The following is a 21,446-nucleotide window of genomic DNA, read 5'->3' as shown; positions in this document are numbered from 1 at the left end:
CTAGGACCATGGTCGGCAAGGCAAAGTTGCCTGCCGTTCATACCTTTGTCGCGCCAGATACCGTTGTCCACGTCAACAACGGTGTTTGCAACATAGCCGCAGGGCCATGATTTTGCCTTACATCGGCCTGTGAGCGATCATTCACGCTTTCGATTGCCGCTATTGGAGAACCGGATGTCCCGTTCGTGGCCGGTCATTGCCTTGCTGCTGTGCCTGCCGCTGTGGCTTGCCGCCAGCTATGGCGTGCGTTATGGCTTGATGGAAGAGGCCCAGTGGGTGGGCATGTGTTCGCTGCCGGGGGCTGTCTGGCAATGCCAGGTGCGCTCGCTGCTGGGGTTGGGCATTCATTTCCAGGTGATTGCCTGGAGTGCCTTGGGGCTGGCATTGGTCGCGCAGTGGGTTCCCGGGCGATCGGGCTGGTGGCTGGCGGCGCTGGCGCTGGTGTTCGGGTTGCCGGCGCTGGTGCTGTATACCGCGAGCATTGCGGTGTTCGCGGTGGTGCTGGCCGGGTTGCGGTTGGTCAGGCAATAGCGTTGCGGCTGACAGGGGCCGCTGCGCGGCCCTTTCGCGGCGCAAGGCCGCTCCTACAGGGGCTGCGCTGTTCCTGTAGGAGCGGCCTTGTGCCGCGATCGAGGGCAAAGCCCTCGCCTGCAGTCTCAAGCCTTGCGCAAACGCAAACTGCGCCACAACGCCCCGACCATCAACACGCTGACCAACGCCCAGCCCCACGCTTGCTGATTCGCCAGCCCTTCCTGGAACAATTGCGGCGCAACGCCCGCGCCCACGATGAACGCCAGCAATGCCACCTCTGCCCGTGGTGCGTGCACCGGCCGCAGCAGGTACACCACCGCCGGCAGCAAAAGCGCCGCGCTGGGGAAGCTGCGATAACGCGGGTCGAACACCATCGCCAGCATGCTCACTGCGGCGGCGAACCCTGCGATCAGCAGCCACTTGGCGGCATGCCCTTCAAGCCAGATGAACAAGCGCTGTCGCCAGCCGTCACGGCGGGCCAGGGCCAAGGCCGCATGAGCCAGCACCAGCAAGTTGAGCCCGGCCAGCAGTACGGCCCACAGCCACTCGCCGGCAAACCGTGCGTTGGTGCGCATCAGTTCGCCCCACAGCCCCAGGCTGCCCGCGCCCAGCGCGGCCAGCAGCGGCAACAGCAATGCGGCGCGGGCATTCGCCGGGCGCCCGGCCAGGGCCAGGGTCGCCAGCAGCAACAGCAGCGAGGCCAGCAGCCATTGTGGCCACAGCGCCAGGTTACTCACCGGCCCTTCGAGCACACCTTTGTCCTGGCGGTCGGCGTCGTACAGGCCCCAGTAGCCGCCCACCGCGCCTTCGCTGGCGCGCTTCCACGGTTGGTCGAAGGCTTCGATCAGGTTGTAGTGCCAGCCATTGGCCTCGGCCAGGGTGACGAACCCCCGGATGAATCGCGCCTCGTTGACCCGGCTCGGCACTGCCGTCTCGCGCTGGCGGCCTTCGCTGGGCCAGCCGGTTTCGCCGATCAGGATGTCTTTGGGCGCGAAACGGTTGCCGAACACCTGACGCACTTCGGCGACATGCGCCAGGGCCGCGTCGATGCCCCGTGGGTCATCTTCCCAGTAGGGCAGCAGGTGGATGGTCAGGAAGTCCACTGCCGGCGCAACCTGCGGGTGCTGCAGCCAGAACTCCCAGACATCGGCGTAGGTCACCGGCACCTTGACCTGGCTTTTCACCTTGTTGATCAACCCGGCCAGGCGCTCGCCGGTGACTTCCTTGCGCAGCAGCGCCTCGTTGCCGACGATCACCGCGCTGACCACGTCGGGGTTGGCGTTGGCGGCGGCGATCAGCAGCTCGATTTCCTTGTCGGTGTCCACCGGGCTGGCGTTGACCCAGGCCCCCAGCATCACCTTCAGGCCGTGCTTGCGGGCCAGGGCCGGGATGGCTTCGAGGCCGGTCATCGAGTAGGTGCGGATGCACTGGAAACGTTCGGCCAGCAGCGCCAGGTCGGCGTCCATGCGCGCCGGGCGCAAGCGGAAGGGCTGGTCGAACGGCGACTGGTCCTTGTCGAACGGCGTGTAGGAGGCGCACTGCAGTTTGTGCGTGGGGCTGGCGGCGTCTGGCAGGTGCACCGGCTTGCCGAGTCCGTACCAGAGCGCGCCGAGCCCGGCGAGTGCCAGCAGGCAGGCGAGCAGGTACAAGGGCATGAGCGGGCGGGCAGTGCAGGGCATCGGGCGGTCCATCGTCAGGCGCAAAGCGCTAGATGATAGCCGCAAATGCCCGGCGCCAAGCGTTTGGCATGCAAGGATCGCGCAGGCCGGTGTGGGCCGTTGACGCTAATGGCACAGTGCTGTCGCTGATCGTTCGCTAAAGGTCGCTGACAGAGCAGGTCGCCTGATGTGTCAGGTTGATGATGCAATCTCCAAGACCTGACGAGGGGATGCTTTGATGGCGACTTTTACAAGAATGCGACGTTTCCTGGGCGTGGGCACCGCTGTGGTACTGGCCATGAGTGCGGCGCAAGCCATGGCCAAGGAAGTCAGCATCGGTTACGTGGATGGCTGGTCCGATAGCGTCGCGACCACCAACGTGGCCGCCGAAGTGATCAGGCAGAAGCTCGGCTACGACGTGAAACTGCAGGCCGTGGCCACCGGCATCATGTGGCAGGGCGTGGCCACCGGCAAACTCGACGCCATGCTGTCGGCCTGGCTGCCGGTCACCCACGGCGAGTACTGGGCCAAGAACAAGGACAACGTGGTCGACTACGGCCCCAACTTCAAGGACGCCAAGATCGGCCTGATCGTCCCCGAATACGTCAAGGCCAACAGCATCGAAGACCTCAAGACCGACCAGAGCTTCAAGCAGAAGATCGTCGGCATCGACGCAGGCTCCGGGGTCATGCTCAAGACCGAGCAGGCCATCAAGGACTACGACCTCACCGGCTACAAGCTGACCGCCAGCTCCGGCGCGGCGATGACCGCCGAGCTTGGCCGCTCCTACGCCAAGCAGCAATCCATCGCCGTGACCGGCTGGGTGCCGCACTGGATGTTCGCCAAGTGGAAACTCAAGTTCCTTGAAGATCCGAAGGGCGTGTATGGCGCCGCGGAAACGGTCAACAGCATCGGCAGCAAGGAGCTGGCTACCAAGGCGCCGGAAGTGGCCGAGTTCCTGAAGAAGTTCCAGTGGCAGTCCAAGGATGAGATCGGCGAAGTGATGCTGGCGATCCAGGAAGGTGCCAAGCCGGAAGCGGCGGCCAAGGACTGGGTGGCCAAGCATCCGGAGCGGGTCAAGGAGTGGACGGGTAAGTAACAGTCCTTACAGGGCCAGTTTTGCTGCTTCGCGGGTAAACCCGCTCCCACAGGGATCTCCACACTGTTTAAGCTTGTGGTGATCCCTGTGGGAGCGGGTTTACCCGCGAATACGTCGTCACTTTGTTACGCAATCTGCAAAACACCATTGCATCTAAGACTAAGGTCGTCTGGTTGGCGTCCAGCGGCAGCATAAAGTGGAGTCGGGTTCTCCCTACATCTGTGCTGCTAGGACAAAAACAATGAACGACAGCATTTACCAATCGATACAGAACAGTCCGCGCTTCAAGGAACTGGTCACCAAGCGCGAGCGTTTCGCCTGGATTCTCTCGGCAGTCATGCTTGGCCTCTACTGCGCCTTCATCCTCCTCATCGCCTACGGCCCGCACTTGCTCGGCGCCAAGCTCAGCCCCGGTTCGTCGATCACCTGGGGTATCCCCCTGGGCGTCGGCCTGATCATTTCGGCATTCGTGCTCACCGGCATCTACGTGCGCCGCGCCAACGGCGAGTTCGACGAGTTGAACAAGGCAATCCTCGAGGAGGCCAAGCAATGATCCGTCACGCCAAAACCCTGGCCGTCCTGGCCTGCGGTGCTTTCGCACCTGCCGTGTGGGCAGCCGATGCCCTGACCGGCGAGGTGCAGAAACAACCGCTGAACGTTGCCGCGATCGCCATGTTCGTGGCCTTCGTCGCCTTTACCCTGGGCATCACCTACTGGGCCTCCAAGCGCAACAACTCTGCCGCCGACTACTACGCCGCCGGCGGCAAGATCACGGGCTTCCAGAACGGCCTGGCGATTGCCGGCGACTACATGTCGGCCGCCTCGTTCCTGGGTATTTCCGCCCTGGTGTTCACCTCGGGCTACGACGGCCTGATCTACTCCATCGGCTTTTTGGTCGGCTGGCCGATCATCCTGTTCCTGATCGCCGAGCGGCTGCGCAACCTGGGCAAGTACACCTTTGCCGACGTGGCCTCGTACCGCCTCGGGCAGAAGGAAATCCGCACCCTGTCGGCCTCGGGCTCGCTGGTGGTGGTGGCGTTCTACCTGATTGCGCAGATGGTCGGTGCCGGCAAGCTGATCGAGCTGTTGTTCGGCCTCGACTACCACGTCGCGGTGATCCTGGTCGGCGTGCTGATGTGCCTGTACGTGCTGTTCGGCGGCATGCTCGCCACCACTTGGGTGCAGATCATCAAGGCCGTGCTGCTGCTGTCCGGTGCCAGCTTCATGGCGCTGATGGTGATGAAACACGTGGGCTTCGACTTCAACACCCTGTTCTCCGAGGCGATCAAGGTGCATGCCAAGGGCGAGGCGATCATGAGCCCGGGCGGCCTGGTCAAGGACCCGATCTCGGCGTTCTCCCTGGGCCTGGCGCTGATGTTCGGTACTGCCGGCCTGCCGCACATCCTGATGCGCTTCTTCACCGTCAGCGACGCTAAAGAAGCCCGCAAGAGCGTGCTCTATGCCACCGGTTTCATCGGTTACTTCTACATCCTGACCTTCATCATCGGCTTCGGCGCGATCCTGCTGGTCAGCACCAACCCGGACTTCAAGGACGCCGCCGGCGCCCTGCTGGGTGGCAACAACATGGCGGCGGTGCACCTGGCCGATGCCGTGGGCGGCAGCATCTTCCTCGGCTTCATTTCGGCGGTGGCCTTCGCCACCATCCTGGCGGTGGTGGCCGGCCTGACCCTGGCCGGTGCCTCGGCGGTGTCCCATGACCTGTACGCCAGCGTCTGGCGCAAGGGCAAGGCCAACGACAAGGACGAGATCCGTGTGTCGAAGATCACCACCATCGCCCTGGGCGTGCTGGCGATCGGCCTGGGGATTCTGTTCGAGAAGCAGAACATCGCCTTCATGGTCGGCCTGGCCTTCTCCATCGCCGCCAGCTGCAACTTCCCGGTACTGCTGCTTTCGATGTACTGGAAGAAACTGACCACCCGCGGTGCCATGATCGGCGGCTGGCTGGGCCTGGTCAGCGCGGTGGGCCTGATGATCCTCGGCCCGACCATCTGGGTGCAGATCCTCGGCCACGAGAAAGCCATCTACCCGTACGAGTACCCGGCGCTGTTCTCGATGCTGATCGCCTTTGTCGGTATCTGGTTCTTCTCGGTTACCGACAAGTCCAAGGCTGCCGAAGACGAACGCGCACTGTTCTACCCGCAGTTCGTTCGCTCGCAGACCGGTCTGGGGGCCAGCGGTGCGGTTTCGCACTGATCCTCGGGAATAGAGGATTCGGGCAGTTCAGGCGGTAGATACATCAATACCCCTCTTCGGAGGGGTATTTTTTTTGCTCAGAACGCCCGGCTCAACGTTAGCCACCCACCGCGATAACCACCCTCTCTAGCCCACACTTTATAGGGCATGATCCAGCGCCAAACTGAGGGCACAACAGGGAGGCCGCGTTGATGGTCAAGAAAGACCTACCACACGTCGATGGTTTATTGACGTCAGGTTAATGGCCAAATAGCATCATCGCTTTTTTGCCCTACTGCTCCGCTTTCGAAGGATCGAACATGTTCTCCCCCTCTATGGCTCAGCGCACCTGTGGTGGGCTGCTGTGTGCCTGGCTTGTGGTCTGCGTCAACGTGGCCAGTGCCGCGTCGTTCAACAACCCTGGCGACCAGGACCTGATTCGCGACCGCCAGAACCGCCTGCTCGAAGAGCAGCAGCGGCGCCTGGAGCAGCTCAAGGACTTGCCTGGCAAGGTTGGCGACACGGCCCCTTCGGCCAAGCCCGAAGACAGCCGCTGTTTCCCGATCAGCGACATTGCGCTGGAGGGCGCCGATGCCCTTGGGGCCACGGAGCGCGAGCGCCTGCTCAAGCCCTACCTTGGCCAGTGCCTGGGCGTGGCGCAGCTCAATGCCCTGCTCAAGGCCATCACCGATCTCTACATCCACAAAGGCCTGGTCACCAGCCGCGCCTACCTGCCGCAGCAGGACCTTTCCAGTGGCCACCTGAAAGTCATCGTGGTGGAGGGCCGTCTCGAAGGCCTGAAACCTGCAGAAGGCAGCCAGTTGTCGGCGCGCGAGCTGGACATGGCCTTCCCGGGCCGCGCGGGCGACTTGCTCAACCTGCGCCAGGTCGAGCAGATGGTCGATCAGCTCAATCGCTTGCCCTCCAACCAGGCCCGTATGCAGCTGACCCCAGGCAAGGCCGTGGGCGGTAGCGAGGTACTGGTCGCCAATAGCCCGCAGAAGCCCTGGCGGGTCGGCCTGTCGCGCAGCAACGAAGGGCAGCGCAGCACCGGCGAGCAGCAATGGGGCAGCACCTTCGAATGGGACAGCCCCTTGGGCCTGGCCGACCAGTTGCTGCTGCGCGGTGGCCACGACGCCATCAGCGATCACCAGAAGACCTCGCGCAACGCTTCGCTCTACTACAACCTGCCATTCGGCTGGTGGAACCTCAGCTACAGCTACAGCCAGAGCGAGTACCGCGCCCTGGGCGAGGCGGCAAGTTACAACTTCAAGCAGACCGGCGACAGCCAGAACCATCAGTTGCGCCTCGAACGGGTTATCCACCGCGATTCGCTGAGCAAGACCTCGCTCAACAGCGGGCTGAGTTACCTGCGCACCAACAACTACATCGAAGACAGCCGCTTGCGTAACAGCAGCCACCGCCTCAGCGAGGCTCAGTTCGGCATCAACCACGGCCGGCGCATCGGCGGCGCCTTCGTCAACCTCGACCTGGGCTTGCAAGAGGGTATCGGCGCCTTCGACGCCCAGCGCGAGCGTGAGCGCGATGACTATGGCAACCGCTTGCCCAACGCGCGTTATCGCAAGTACACCGCTACCGCCAGCTTTTTGCAGCCGTTCAAGGTGCTGGGCGAATCGCTGGTGTTCAGCAGCCTGGTCACCGGCCAGCGCAGCGAAGACCGGCTGTTCAGCCCCCAGCGCATGAGCCTGGGCAGCCAGTCCTCGGTACGTGGCTACAAGGACCAGAGCCTGAACGGCGACAGTGGCTACTACTGGCGCAACGACCTGCGCTGGAGCCGCCAGGTGGGCTGGGACTGGTTGCGCCCGGTGCTGGCCGAGTACGGCCTGGGCCTTGGCTATGACGTCGGCGCGATCAGCCACGACCGCTACAGCGGCGACCAGCATGGCCGGGTGTCGAGCGACTCGCTCGAGTTGTTCGCCCGCGGGCGCAATGTCTCGGCCAGTGTGACCTTCGCCCACTCCCTCGAACGCCCGGACGGGCTGCTCGAGCGCGAGGCGCCGGTTTATTTCCGCCTGGATTTCTTCCTTTAACACCGCTTTCCACTCGAGATGCCCGACATGGATGTTCGTCAGTTCGCCTTCCTGGTGCGCCAGCCTTCGGCTGCCCTGCAACCCAGAGACTCTTTCTGGGGCCTGTCCAAGCGTGGCCTGGCATTCATGCTGGCCAACATGATGTTCTGGCAGCCGCTGGTGGCCATGGCCGACGGCATCGTGGTCAACGGCAGCGGCACCAGCCTCGGCCAGGCAGGCAACGGCGTGCCGATTGTCAACATCGCCGCACCCAGCGGTTCTGGGCTGTCGCACAACAGGTTCAGCGACTACAACGTCGGCCAGCAGGGGGTCATCCTCAACAACGCCACCGACCGTACCCAGGCTACCCAGCTGGGTGGGATCATCCTGGGCAACAGCAACCTGGGCGGCCGCTCGGCCAACGTGATCCTCAACGAGGTCAACGGCGCCAACCCCAGCCAGCTCAAAGGCTATACCGAAGTGGCGGGGCAGTCGGCGCATGTCATCGTCGCCAACCCCTATGGCGTTACCTGTAACGGTTGCGGCTTCATCAACACCCCGCGGGCGACCCTGACCACCGGCAAGCCGGTGGTAGAGAACGGCCAGTTGCAGCGCTATCAAGTCGAGCAGGGCAGTGTCGCCATCGAAGGCGCGGGGCTCAATGCCAACAACGTCGACCAGTTCGAGATCATCACCCGCAGTGCCAAGATCAACGCGCAGATCCAGGCGCGCCAGCTGGCGGTAATCGCCGGCGCCAACGATGTCGACCCACACACGCTCAAGGCCACGGCGCGGGCTGCCAACCCTGCGAACGCACCGCAACTGGCCATCGACTCTTCGGCCTTGGGCGGCATGTACGCCGGGGCCATCACCCTGGTGGGCACCGAGGCCGGGGTGGGGGTGAAACTCGACGGCAAGTTGATCGCCAGTGGCGGCGATATCCAGCTCGACGCCAACGGCCAGCTGCGCATGGCCGAGGTCACGGCGGACAAAGGCACGGTGGCGATCAATGCCGGCCAGCTTGACGCGGCAGGCGCGGTGTACGCCGGCAACGAACTCAAGGTCAAGACCCAGGGCGACCTGGACAACCACGCCAACCTGGTCGCTGGCCAGCGCATCGACCTCGACAGCGGTGGCCGCCTGACCAACCACGCCATCATCGAGGCCGGGGTCAACGCCGACAACAGCCGCAACGCCACCGGTGACGTGCGCCTGAACGCCCAGCACATCGACAACCGCGGCCAGAGCGTAGTGGCCAGCCGCGACCTGAACGCCAGCGCGGCGCAGACCTTGAGCAACCAGGGCGGCACGCTGAGCGCGGAACGCCAACTGAGTGCCAGCGCCGGGGTGCTGGACAACCACGACAAGGGCCGCCTGCTCAGCGCCGGCCAGGCCGACCTGCAAGCCGGCCAGCTGCTCAATGGCCAGGGTGGGCTGATCAAGGCTGACCAGGCCATCGACGCCCGCGTCGGCCACTTGGACAACAACGCCGGCGAGCTGACCAGCCAGGGCCGGCTGAGCGCGCAGGTCGATACCCTGGAGAACCGCGCCGGCACCCTGAGCGCCGGCCAGCACCTGGGCCTGACCGCCAGCGGCGCGGTGGACAATCGGGGTGGCGCGCTCACCAGCGTGCAGACCCTTGACCTCAAGGCCGGCCAGGTCAACAACAGCGCCGCCGGCCGCATCGCCAGCAACCAGGCGCTGACCGCCAATGTGCGCGGGCTCGACCAGCGCGATGGCGGCCGCCTGACCAGCCTCGGCGAACTGAACCTGGACCTCAACAAAGGCCACCTGAACAACCAGGGCGGCCTGATCAACGCCCCGCGCCTGACGCTGAGCAACCTCGACAGCGTCAACAACCACCAAGGCGAGATTTCCAGCGCCCAGGCCTTCGAGCTGGTGGCGCGCAACCTGGACAACAGCCTTGGCAAACTGCTGGGCAACCAGGGCTTGAGCGTGCGCCTGGACGAAGCGTTGAACAACGCCAGCGGCCTGGTCTCGGCCAGCGGCGTCACGCTGAGTGCGGCAAGCCTGGACAACCATGACGGCACCGTCACCAGCCGTGCCGACCTGGCCCTGACCCTGGCCGGCGCCAGCGACAACCAGAACGGCGAGATCTCCAGCGTCGGCAGCACCCGCGTCAAGGGCGCCAGCCTGGACAACCGCAAGGGCCAGGTCACCGGCGACACGGCCTTGGACCTGGCCCTGCGCGGCGCCCTGGACAACCGCGACGGCCTGCTCGGCTCTGCCGGCAAGATCGAGCTCGAGGCGGCCAGCCTCGACAACCGCGAGGCCGGCAAGCTGGTCGGCGACGCCGCCCTGAACGCCCGCATCCATGGCCTGCTGGATAACCAGCAGGGCGAGATCATCGCCAAGGGCGCCATCGACCTGCACGCCGCCACCCTGGACAACCGCGCCGGCAAGCTGCGCGCGGACCAGCAGGCGCTGCTCGATGTCGACCAGTTGGACAACCGCCAGCAAGGGCTGCTCAAGAGCCTGGCGGCGCTGACCTACAAGGGGACCCGCCTGGACAACCGTGGCGGCCAGCTCAATGCCGCCGGCCCGGTGCGCCTGGAAGGCAGCAGCCTGGACAACAGCGGTGGGCGCATTTCCAGCCAGCGCGCGCTGGTGGCCCAGGTGACAGCGCTGACCAACCACTCAGGTGTATTGGTGGCCGACGCTGACCTGAGCGTGATCGGCGCCAGCCTGGACAACCGCAACGGCGGCCAGGTCGGTGGCAAGCAGGCATTGACGCTGGAGGTTGCCGATGTCGACAACCGTGGCGGCGAGCTGTCCAGCAAGACCGGCCTGACGGTCACCGGCGCCAAGCTCGACAACAGTGACAGCGGCAAGCTGCTCGCCGACGGCGAACTGACCCTGCGTGTGACGCAGGTGCTCAACCGCAACCAGGGGCTGCTGTCGGGCCAGGGTGCGGTGAACCTGGTCGGCCAGTACCTGGATAACGGCGAGGGGCGGCTGGTTGCCCGCCAGGCCTTGGACATCCGCCTGGATGGCGGCCTGGACAACCTGCTGGGCGTGATCAGCGCCGATGGCCGCCTGAGCGCCACGCTCGGCCGCCTGGACAACAGCACCGGCAAGTTGTCCAGCGTTGGCGACCTGGCCGTGACCAGCCAGGGCGCGCTGCTCAACCGCAAGGGCTCGATCATCAGCGACGCCGGCCTGACGCTGGCCAGCCAAAGCCTGGGCAACAGCGACGGTGGCCTGCTCAGCAGCCAGGGCGCGGCCAAGGTCGATACCGGGACCTTCGACAACAACAGTGGCGGGCGCCTGGTCAGTGGCGATCGCCTCGACCTGACCAGCGGCCAGCTCAACAACGGCCAAGGCAGCCGCATCGCCAGCGAAAAGGCCCTGGTGGCCAGCGTCAGTGGCCTTGACCAGCAAGGCGGCGAGTTGTTCAGCAAGAGCGCCCTGACCCTGGACCTGAACCAGGGGCGGCTGAGCAACCACAACGGCTTGATCAACGCACCGCTGCTGGTGCTCAAGCAGCTGGCCGAGGTCGATAACCAGAACGGCGAAATCTCCAGCGCCCAGGCCTTCACCCTGGCCGCCCGCAGCCTGGACAACAGCCACGGCAAGCTGATCGGCCAGCAAGGCCTGACCCTGCGCATCGAGCAGCTGCTGAACAACCTCGACGGCCTGGTTTCGGCCAATGGCCTGGACCTGCGCAGCCATGACCTGAACAACCGCCAGGGGATGATCAGCAGCCGCGGCACCCAGAAGCTCGTGGTCGATGCCGAGCTGCACAACCAGAACGGCACGCTGATCGCCGATCAACACCTGGACCTGCAGGCCGGCAGCCTGGTCAACCAGCAAGGCCTGGTATCCGGCAAGGCCACGCTGGTGGCCAAGGTCGCCAACCTCGACAACCAGGCCGGCGAACTGCTGGCCGGTGACAACCTGCAGCTGAGTGGCGACGCCCTCGACAACCGCCAGGGCGGCCAGGTGGCGGCGAGCCAAGGCCTCGATCTGCACGTGGCCAACGTGGACAACCGCGGCGGCGAGCTGTCGGCCAAGGCCGACCTGACCCTGAACGGCACGCGCCTGGACAACAGTGACGGCGGCAAGCTCCTGGCCGACGGCCAGTTGCAGCTGACCGTGGCCGAGGTGATCAACCGCAGCAAGGGCCTGCTCTCGGGCAAGGCCGGCCTGACCGTGACCGGCGACAGCCTGGACAACGCCGGTGGCTTGCTGCGAACCCAGCAAGCGCTGGCGGCGAGCCTGCACGGCGCGCTCGATAACCGCGAAGGGCAGATCGATGCCGAAGGCACCCTGGGCCTGGCCAGCGACAGCCTCGACAACCGCGCCGGCAGTATCTCCAGCGGCGGCGCGCTGACCCTCGAACACACGGCCGACCTGCTCAACCAGGGCGGCCAACTGCTCACCGATGGCGCACTGCTGCTCAAGGCCGGCCATGTCGACAACAGCGACCAGGGCATCATCAGCGCCAAGGGCGCGGCTACCCTCACCACCGCCGATCTGGACAACAGCCGCAAGGGCCGGCTCGACAGCGACACCCAGCTGAAACTGACCAGCGGCCAACTGACCAACCGCGACGCCGGCCGCATCGGCAGCAACGGCGCGGTGGAACTCAGCGTCAGCGGCCTTGACCAGCAGGGCGGCCAGCTGTTCAGCAACAGCGCCCTGACCCTGGACCTCAACCACGGCCTGCTGGACAACCGGCGGGGCTTGATCAATGCGCCAGTGCTGGTGCTCAAGCAGCTCGGCGAGGTCAACAACCAGGGCGGCGAGATTTCCTCGGCCCAAGCCTTCACCCTGGCCGCCGGCAGCCTGGACAACAGCGCCGGCAAGCTGCTGAGCAACCAGTCGCTGACCCTGCGCATCGACCGCGCCCTGAGCAACATCAAGGGCCTGGTGGCTGCAGCGAGCGTCGATGCCCAGGCCGCGAGCCTGGACAACAGCGGCGGCACCCTGACCAGCCGCGGCGGGCTGCGCCTGCAACTGGCGGGTGGCCTGAACAACGGCCAGCAAGGGCTGGTCAACGCCAGCGGCCTGCTGGACATCGCCAGCCAGTCGCTCGACAACCAGGCTGGCGCGCTGCTCGGCAGCACCATTGCCATCGACCTGGGCAGCGCCACGGGCGACCTGAACAACGACGCTGGCCAGATCCGTACCGACGGCGCCCTGACCATCAACCACCTGCGCGACCTGAGCAACAAGGGGGGCGAGCTGTCCACCCACCAGGACCTGGCCTTGAGCGCCCGCACCCTGGACAACAGCGGCGGCAAGCTGATCAGCCAGGCGCAACTGGCGGTCAACGCCCAGCGCCTGCTCAATCAGGCCGGCCTGGTCTCGGGCTGGCAAGGCCTCGGCGTCATCCTCGACAGCCTCGACAACCGCAACCAAGGCACCCTGTCCAGCCGCAGCGGGGCGCTGCAGGCCCAGGTCAGTGGCGACTTGCTCAACAGTGGCGGTGGCGCCCTGGTCAGCCAGCAGGCCCTGACGGTCACGGCGGCGAACCTGGACAACAGCGGTGCGGGCATCCTGTCCAGTGCCGCCGGCCAGCACCTGGAGATCGCCGGCCTGCTCAACAATGGCCAGGGCGGCCTGATCGACAGTGGCGCGGCCTTGACCCTCAACGCCATGACCCTGGGCAATGTCGCTGGCGGCATCAATGCCCAGCAGGCCGTGACCCTCAACGCCACCACCCTGGACAACAGCGGCGGCACCCTGGCGGGTAACGGCGCGGTGACCCTGGCGTTGCTCGGCGCCCTGACCAACACCCACGGCAAGCTGGCCAGCGCTGGCCCGTTGCGCATCGAGCGCGCCACCCAGGTCGACAACCAGGGTGGGCAGATCGTCAGCCAGGCGCTGCTGAGCCTGCTGGCCGGCAGCCTGGACAACCGCAACCGCGGCACCGTTGCGGCTGGCCAGGCGCTGACCGTGGTGGTGACCGGCGCCGTGCACAACGGCGCCGACGGCCTGATCTACAGCCAGGGCGGTGACCTTGAAGTGCGCTCGGCCAGCCTCGGCAATGGCAAGGGCACCCTGCAAGGCCAGGGTGCGCTGAAGCTGGTGACCGGCGACATCGACAACCAGAGCGGCCGAATCCTCGCCGACAGCGGCAACCTCGAGGTCGACGCCGGCCTGCTGGACAACCGCGGCGGTGTGCTGGCCAGCGTCGGCGGCGGCGTGACGGCCGACTTGCGTGGCGTGCTGCGCAACGGCTATGACCTCGCCAACAACCGCCAGGGCGGCATCACCCAGGGCCAGTTCCTGACCCTCAAGGCCCTGGGCGGTATCGACAACTATGGTGGGCGCATCGCCGCCCAGGGCGGCGATGCCCGGGTTACCACCGGCGACTTCGACAACCGCAATGGCGGCCTGTACGCCAAGGGCCTGGTCCAGGTCAGTGGCGCCAACTTCGACAACAGCGGTGACAACGACGGCCAGATCGCCGGCCAGCGCATCGACCTCGACCTCAGCGGTGCACTGAACAACCGCCTGGGCATCATCGAAAGCGACAGCACCCTGGCGATCAGGGCCGCCAGCCTCGATAACCAGACCGGCCAGCTGCGTGCCCTTGGCACCAGTGGCGCCACCAGCCTGCAGATCGCCGGCCAGTTCGACAACCGCAACGGCACCCTGGAAACCGCCAACACCGACCTTAGCCTGGGCGTTGGCAGCTTCCTCAACGGCGGCGGCAGCCTGCTGCATGTCGGCCGTGGCACCTTCGATATCGCCACCGGCCACGTAACCGGTGCGGGCGGCAGCATCGTCACCCGCGGCGGCCTGACCCTCAACGCCGGCAGCTGGCACAACAGCAACGTCATCCAGGCCGGGCGCCTGACAGTCAATGTCGGCGACTTCAGCCAGAGCGCCAGCGGCCAGTTGCTGGCCAGCGAAGCGCTGCTCGGCAGCGGCGGCAACTGGAGCAACGATGGCCTGATCGCCAGTGACGGCAGCCTTGGCCTGAACCTGGGCGGCACCTACGCCGGCAACGGCCGCCTGAGCAGCCGTGGCACCCTGGGCCTGGGGGCGGCGCAGGTAAACCTCGGCAGCAGCGCCAGCATCGCCGGGGGCGGTGCGACCAACGTCTCGGTGGCCGGGCAATTGAACAACGCCGGGCGCTTGACCTCTGGCGCCGGCCTGACCCTCGGCGCCGCTGCGGTCAACAACAGCGGCACCCTGGGCGCGGGGCAGAACATGACCCTGACCACCGGCGCCCTGGTCAACGACCATGGCCTGCTGTTCAGCGGCGGCGACATGGGCCTGCGCGTCGACAGCCTGACCAACAGCTATGCCGATGTGTACAGCCTGGGCAGCCTGAGCGTCGACCGCGACGGCCAAGGCACCCTGGCCAGCAGCATCGTCAACAGTTCCGGCTCGTTGCAGAGCGATCGCTCGATGAGCCTCGCCGCCAGCACCATCCAGAACGTGCGCGCGGTGCTCAAGACCGACAACAAGGGCGTGTACACCGCCAAGATCAGCGAGACCACCTGTATCGAGGGCTACAACGCCGGCGACTGCAGCGGCAAGCGCAACTACGTCTGGGAGATGGTCCAGCGCGACAAGTTCGAAGTGACCGAGGCCAGTGCGGCTTCGAGCATCACCACTGGCGGTAACCTCACCCTGCGCGGCGGCGACCTGCTCAACAGCAGCAGCACCATCGCCGCCAGCGGCAGCCTGGTGGCCACGGTCAACAACCTGACCAACCGCGGCGTGGAAACAGGAGAGACCGAGACCACCCGCATCTTCCGCTCGGCGCGCACCAGCAATGCCGGTGGCTGGTACAGCGCCGCCAGTGCCGTTACCAACAGGTACTGGTATCAGAGCGCAGGCTACAACCCTAACGACATCGGTGGCCTGCAAGGCGCCCTGGCCGGGTTCATCGGCATGACCGAAGCGGAGCTGGTCGGGTTGGGCAGCACCCGCAAGCTCGCCGGTGGCGACCAGCGTTACGCTGGCGTGATGCAGGCCGGTGGCGCGGTAAGCATCACCGCCGGCAACGCCATCAGCAACAGCGTGGTACGCCCAGGCTACGACTACATCGGCAGCGGCGCGCGTACCGACACTTCGGCACCGGGCACGGCCTTCGCCACCCGGATCACCCTCAATCAGCAGTTGCCGCCAGACCTGGCCCAACAGCAGGTCAACCCGCTGGCGCTGCCGGGCTTCAGCCTGCCCAGCGGCCAGCACGGCCTGTTCCGCCTGAGCAGCGAGGCCGGCAGCGCGCCCGCCAACAGCGGCCCGCAAAGCTGGACCATGGGCGGTGCCAGCCTGAGCGCCGTGCAGCGCCAACAGCCGTTGCCGCTGGTGCAGGCGCGTGACATCAACCTGGCCGACGCCACCCAGGCGGCCAGCCGCGGCACGCAGCTGAGCACCGCCACCCGCGCGCCGGTAGGCAGCGTCGCCGGCGCCAGCGCCATCGATACCAGCCTGGCCGGTAGCGGTGCCGGCCCGCAGCTGCCGGGGCGTTCGCAGGTCAACGATGGCATCCGCGAAGCGTCCGCCATCAACGGCCAGGCGCTCGGCCCGGTCAGCATCGACCGCGTGCAAGGCCTTCCCGACAGCAGCGTGCGCAGCAACCCGCACAAGTACCTGATCGAAACCAACCCGGTACTCACCGACCTCAAGCAGTTCATGAGCTCGGACTACCTGCTGGCCAACCTCGGCTACGACCCCGACCTCAGCGCCAAGCGCCTGGGCGATGGTTTCTACGAGCAGAAACTGGTGCAGCAGGCCGTGGTCGCCCGCACCGGCCAGCGCTTCATCGACGGCCAGGACACCGACGAGAAGCTGTTCAAGTACCTGATGGACAACGCCATCAAGAGCAAGCAGCAGCTCAACCTCGCGGTGGGGGTGAGCCTGACTTCCGAGCAGGTGGCGGCCCTGACCCACGACATCGTCTGGCTGGAAAACGCCGAGGTGAACGGCGAGCAGGTCTTGGTGCCGGTGCTCTACCTGGCCCATTCCAACGACCGCCTGGCGCCCAATGGCGCACTGATCGCCGGTAGCGACGTCAGCCTGATCGCCGGGCAGGACCTGGACAACGTCGGCACCCTGCGCGCCACCCACAACCTGTCGGCCCAGGCCGGCAACAACCTGGTCAACAGCGGCCTGGTGCAGGCGGGCGAGCGCCTCGACCTGCTGGCCGGCAACGACCTGGTGAACAAGGCCGGGGGCATCATCGCCGGGCGCGACGTGAACCTGGCCGCCACCCGCGACGTGGTCAACGAACGCAGCCTGACCTCGCACCAGAGCAGCAACGGCAGCTACACCCAGCAGCGCGACTTCGTCGACAACGCCGCGCGCGTCGAAGCGGCCAACAACCTGGCGATCAACGCCGGGCGCGACCTGGGCAACAACGGCGGCGTGCTCAGCAGCGCTGCCGACACCACCATCAAGGCCGGGCGCGATGTCAGGCTGAGCTCGGTGGAGCAGGTGGTCAGCAACGACCAGGGTGTGCGCCACAGCGACTCCAGCGTGACCCAGAACGGCTCCAGCCTGCAGGCCGGGCGCGACCTGACCGTCAGCGCCGGGCGCGATATCAGCGCCGTGGCCAGTGCGATCGAGGCCAAGCGCGATGTGGCGATGACGGCCACTGGGGACCTGGACCTGATGTCTGCCGCCAATGAGCAGCATTCGGCGGGCAAGACGAAGAAAGTCACCAGCCAGGAGGACCATGTCCAGCAGGTGTCCACCACCCTGGCGGTGGGCGGCAATGTGGCGTTGAAGGCGGGGGATGACCTTGGCCTGAGCGCCAGCCGCGTGACGGCGGGCAATGAGGCGTACCTGTACGCGGGCGGCGACGTCAACCTGGTCGCCGAAGAGAACAGCGACTACAGCTATTACCGCAAGACCAAGACCAGCAGTTCCGGGCTGTCGAGCAGCCAGAAGATCCGCATCGACAGTTCCCGTGCTGTCACCCAGGTAGGTTCCTCCGTCAGTGGCGACACGGTGGTCGTGCAGGCCGGGCAGGATATCGGCGTACAGGGCAGCAACATTGTGTCCACCCATGACACCAGCCTGGTGGCCGGCGGCAATGTCCAGATCGAAAGTGCCACCGAAACCTTCGAGCAAAGCCACTCGAGTTCGAAGAAAAAGTCCGGCCTGCTCAGCAGCGGTGGGATCGGCTTCACCCTCGGCTCGACCAGCCTGGAGAACACCTCCACCAGCACCAGCGAGAATGCCAAGGCCAGCACCGTCGGCAGCGTGCTTGGCAATGTCACCATCGAGGCAGGCAAGGACCTGAGCGTGAAGGGCTCGGAGGTGATCGCTGGCAAGGACATCACCCTGATCGGGCAGAACGTCGAGGTCATCGCGGCCGAAAGCCACAACACCAGCGAGCAGACCGCCAAGAGCAAGAGCAGCGGCCTGACCCTGGCCTTGTCCGGCACGGTCGGCAGTGCGGTCGATACCGCCTACCAGCTCACCAAGCAGGCGACCCAGGAAGAAGACAGCCGTCTCTCGGCCCTCCAAGGCATCAAGGCCGGCCTGACCGGCGTCCAGGCCTGGCAGGCCGCGCAGCAGAACGGCGGCATGACGGCGGACAACGCCGGGCAGTTCGTCGGCATTGCGTTCTCGCTGGGTGGGCAGCAGTCGAGCTCCCGGCAGACCCAGACACAAACGGTCAGCCAGGGCAGCAGCCTGACCAGCGGCAATGACCTGACCATCGTCGCCACCGGCAATGGCCGTGACGCCACGGAGGGTGACATTCGTGTGCAGGGCAGCCAGCTCAAGGCCGGCAACGACCTGCTGTTGTCTGCCGAGCGTGACATCCTGCTGGAGGCTGCGGCCAACACGCAGAAGCTGGACGGCAAGAACAACAGCAGCGGCGGTGCGATTGGCCTGAGCCTGGGTGTGGGGCCCAACGGTGGTGGCCTGAGCGTCTTCGCCAATGCCAACAAGGGCACGGGCAACGAGAAGGGCAACGGCACTACCTGGACCGAAACCACCCTGGACGCCGGCAACCAGGCGACCCTGATCAGCGGGCGGGATACCGCGCTCAAGGGGGCGCAGGTCAATGCCGACAAGGTCGTCGCCGACGCTGGCCGCGACCTGACGCTGCAAAGCCTGCAGGACACCGACGACTACAAGTCCAAGCAGACCAACGTCAGCGGTGGGGTGAGCGTCGCCATCATTGGCACGGGTGCCAGCGGCAGCCTGAGCGTCAGCCAGAACAAACTCGATTCCAAATACCAGAGCGTGCAGGAGCAGACCGGGCTGTTCGCCGGCAAGGGTGGCTACCAGATCGATGTGGGCAAGCACACCCAACTCGACGGCAGCGTCATCGCCAGCACCGCCGAGGCCGACAAGAACCGCCTGAGCACCGGCACGCTGGGCTGGAGCGATATCGAGAACAAGGCCGAGTTCAAGAGCCAGATGGCCAGCGCCAGTGTCAGCGGCGGCAACAATGGTACGAGTGGTTTCACCAGCAACATGCCAAGCGGCACGCTGATCGCCTACAACCACAGTGGCAGCGCCAGCGGCACCACGTCGTCGGCGATCTCCGAGGGCACCCTGGAAATCCGCGACCCTGGCCAGCAGAAGCAGGATGTCGCGACCCTGAGCCACGACGTCGAACATGCCAACGACAGCATCAGCCCGATCTTCGACAAGGAGAAGGAGCAGCGGCGCCTGCAGCAGGTGCAGTTGATCGGTGAGATCGGCAACCAGGTGTCGGACATCGTGCGCACCGAAGGGAAACTCAAGGCCGACAAGGAGGCACGTGCCGAACTTGAGGCCCAGGGCACCAAGGCGCCAGCGTCAGATGCAGACGAAGAGACCCTCAAGGCGTACCAGAAGCAGTTGGTGGCGACAGACGCCTACCAGCGGATCATGGGCAAGTATGGGACCAGTGGTGATTACCAGAGGGTCACCCAAGCGGTCACAGCCGCGTTGCAAGGGCTTGCGGGTGGCGATATCGGCTCCGCGCTGGCCGGGGCTTCGGCGCCGTATCTGGCGCAGCTGATCAAGAAGTCGACGGGTGACAATGTAGCGCTCAATGTCATGGCTCACGCCGTGCTGGGGGCTGTGGTCGCTCAGGCTCAAGGCAACTCGGCCGCAGCAGGGGCCGCCGGGGCTGCCGGAGGCGAGCTGGTCGCGCGCCTGATCACTCAGCAGCTGTATGGCACCAGTGACAGCAATGCCTTGAGCGAGGAGCAGAAGCAGACTGTCTCGGCGCTATCGACGCTGGCGGCCGGCCTCGCAGGGGGCTTGGTGGAGGGCAACAGCGCCGACGCCATCGCGGGTGCGGGTGCGGGGCGAAATGCGGTAGAAAACAACTTCCTGACGAACAAATACGGCGTCGAACGACTGGATGCGTCCAGCCGTGCGCTTTACGAAAAACTCAAGGCTGAAGGCATCGGTAGCATCGATGAACTGCAGGCCAGGTACAAGAATTGTGCGGGCAATGGTGAATGCCAGCGAGATATTCGCAACGAGTACCGCCAGCTGGAAAAGGAGGCCGGCGAGAAAATACTGGGGATGTACCAGAGCGGCAGGCTAAGCCGAGAGGAGTACAACATTCTGGTGGCGGACTATGCCGTCACCATGTTGAACGGGGTGAAAGAGGGGCAACGTAACGGCGAGGGTGGCGATTACCTCAATATCTATTCGCTGTCCGGTGCCGACTGGTCGCCGCTAGGCGGAATCGCCAACCCATACCTGGATGCGATCAGGGCCAGCGAGCTCGTCGCTGAGTGGCGACGCCAAGGGTTCAGTGAGGAGAAAATCAACAATCTGGCACGCCAGGATGGACTGCTGGGTTCGACGCTGGCGCCGGTGGATGTACCGGGGATTGTCAAGCTGGTCGATAATGGCGCTAGCCGAGAGGATGTCCTAAAATTCAGCGCGGGACTTGTGCTTGGCAAGGCTTTGGGTGGGACAAAAACGGTTGGTGGCGCTACTGGAAAGGTAGATGATGCAGTAGTTCCATCGTCTAAACCTGAATGGTTGCAACGGCTTGATGCGGGTAATGAGTTTAATAAGTTACAGTCTAAAAACTACCCGAACAATGAAGTTTATATTCTGCGACCTGACGGGAATGGCTATTATCGTGTTGATTCGTATAATCCCATAAAAGGCGAAATCGTCTCTCGTAAACTGACACAGCTTTCTGAGGTTTCAGAGGCGACAGCAAAGAGCTACATAAGTGAGGCTGTTACGAAATATCCTTCTGGCGCGACCATTGCGAAAGTCCCTTCTAGTGGGTCTTTGGGCGGTCAAAAATTGCAGGGTACTGTTATTCTAGAGGTTCCTCCCCAGAATGGAGTGATTCCAAAAGCCATCTTGGACTCCGCTAATAAGGCAGGGGTTTTAATTAGAGATACTAATGGGAAGGTGTATTGATGGGGCTGCCTATTTATTACTGTAAGTCTTGGTTTCGGATGAAAAAGGTTGCGTTAGGGCTTATGGATGAGGCTTTGGCGCATTCTAGGCATCTATCGGGTGAGCCATATACGGCTCTTATTGGGTCGGAATCCGCGCCATCCTGCTTTGTTGAGTTGTCTATGGATAAAGGAATGGTTGGTGTCGGGTTTTTAGATAAGAATTGTCGCGAGTATTTGACTTACCAATTCCAGGTCATAGATGCGGATAACTTGTTTTTGACTATGGCGACTCATCGGGAGTTTGAAGCGGATGGAGACGAGATCATAGGTGGAGAGTCCTACATTTTTAATGAGGGGGGTGACCTTGTTATTAGGCGAGAAAAGTTTAATCCTCATGAGCTTGAAGAGGCCAGGTCAAGTTTTGAGCCGTCTCGAAACTATGAAAAAATTCCAAAATTTGGTTTTTACTCTAATGTAATAAAGGCTGATAGATGAAACAGGATGGGTGAGTTTCTACTGCCCCACGTGTCATACATTTGTATTCCACGCGGGGCATGTGCCCGACTGGTCGGAGAGAACTGTATCTGGTGTGATCATATAATGCTGGCCAGGTCGTCTTGGG

8 protein-coding genes are annotated in these 21,446 nt (G+C 64.6%); 7 read left to right on the top strand and 1 reads right to left on the bottom strand.

Translation table 11 applies throughout. From position 1 onward, the window contains the following. Positions 1 to 174: 174 nt before the first annotated feature. Positions 175 to 531 (top strand): hypothetical protein, encoded by a 357-nt coding sequence (locus tag L6D77_RS03335; RefSeq protein WP_232880794.1) that lies wholly within the window; start codon positions 175 to 177, stop codon positions 529 to 531. 125 nt (positions 532 to 656) lie between these two features. On the opposite strand, the gene L6D77_RS03330 is transcribed toward L6D77_RS03335, so the two are convergent. Continuing rightward, a complete protein-coding gene (locus L6D77_RS03330) occupies positions 657 to 2,222 on the bottom strand; it encodes a glycoside hydrolase family 17 protein (protein ID WP_232880796.1) in 1,566 nt (521 codons plus the stop codon). A gap of 205 nt (positions 2,223 to 2,427) precedes the next feature. Here L6D77_RS03330 and L6D77_RS03325 point away from each other — a divergent pair, with 205 nt between their 5' ends. From L6D77_RS03325 to L6D77_RS03300, 6 genes are all read left to right on the top strand, one after another. Further along, positions 2,428 to 3,288, top strand: coding sequence for a glycine betaine ABC transporter substrate-binding protein (locus L6D77_RS03325; protein ID WP_232880798.1), 861 nt, complete (start codon positions 2,428 to 2,430; stop codon positions 3,286 to 3,288). Positions 3,289 to 3,529: 241 nt separating this feature from the next. Beyond that, positions 3,530 to 3,841: a DUF485 domain-containing protein gene (locus tag L6D77_RS03320; protein ID WP_232880800.1), complete on the top strand. Its 312-nt coding sequence runs from the start codon at positions 3,530 to 3,532 to the stop codon at positions 3,839 to 3,841. Beyond that, positions 3,838 to 5,502, top strand: coding sequence for a cation acetate symporter (locus tag L6D77_RS03315; RefSeq protein ID WP_232880802.1), 1,665 nt, complete (start codon positions 3,838 to 3,840; stop codon positions 5,500 to 5,502). The genes L6D77_RS03320 and L6D77_RS03315 overlap by 4 nt, the downstream gene beginning before the upstream one ends. Positions 5,503 to 5,801: 299 nt before the next feature. Next, the gene (locus tag L6D77_RS03310) at positions 5,802 to 7,532 is read left to right on the top strand and encodes a ShlB/FhaC/HecB family hemolysin secretion/activation protein (protein WP_232880804.1); all 1,731 of its coding nucleotides are present in this window, start codon (positions 5,802 to 5,804) and stop codon (positions 7,530 to 7,532) included. 27 nt (positions 7,533 to 7,559) lie between these two features. Beyond that, on the top strand, positions 7,560 to 20,843 hold the full coding sequence (locus L6D77_RS03305) for a hemagglutinin repeat-containing protein (RefSeq protein WP_236169967.1): 13,284 nt from the start codon (positions 7,560 to 7,562) through the stop codon (positions 20,841 to 20,843). After that, positions 20,843 to 21,319: a lytic transglycosylase gene (locus tag L6D77_RS03300; RefSeq protein ID WP_232880819.1), complete on the top strand. Its 477-nt coding sequence runs from the start codon at positions 20,843 to 20,845 to the stop codon at positions 21,317 to 21,319. Before L6D77_RS03305 ends, L6D77_RS03300 begins: the two co-directional genes overlap by 1 nt. The last annotated feature ends 127 nt before the right edge of the window (positions 21,320 to 21,446 follow it).

Source organism: Pseudomonas parasichuanensis (assembly GCF_021601385.1).
GTDB lineage: Bacteria > Pseudomonadota > Gammaproteobacteria > Pseudomonadales > Pseudomonadaceae > Aquipseudomonas > Aquipseudomonas parasichuanensis.
The sequence above is the reverse complement of the archived record's forward strand: the minus strand, read 5'-3'. Positions and strand labels throughout refer to the sequence as shown.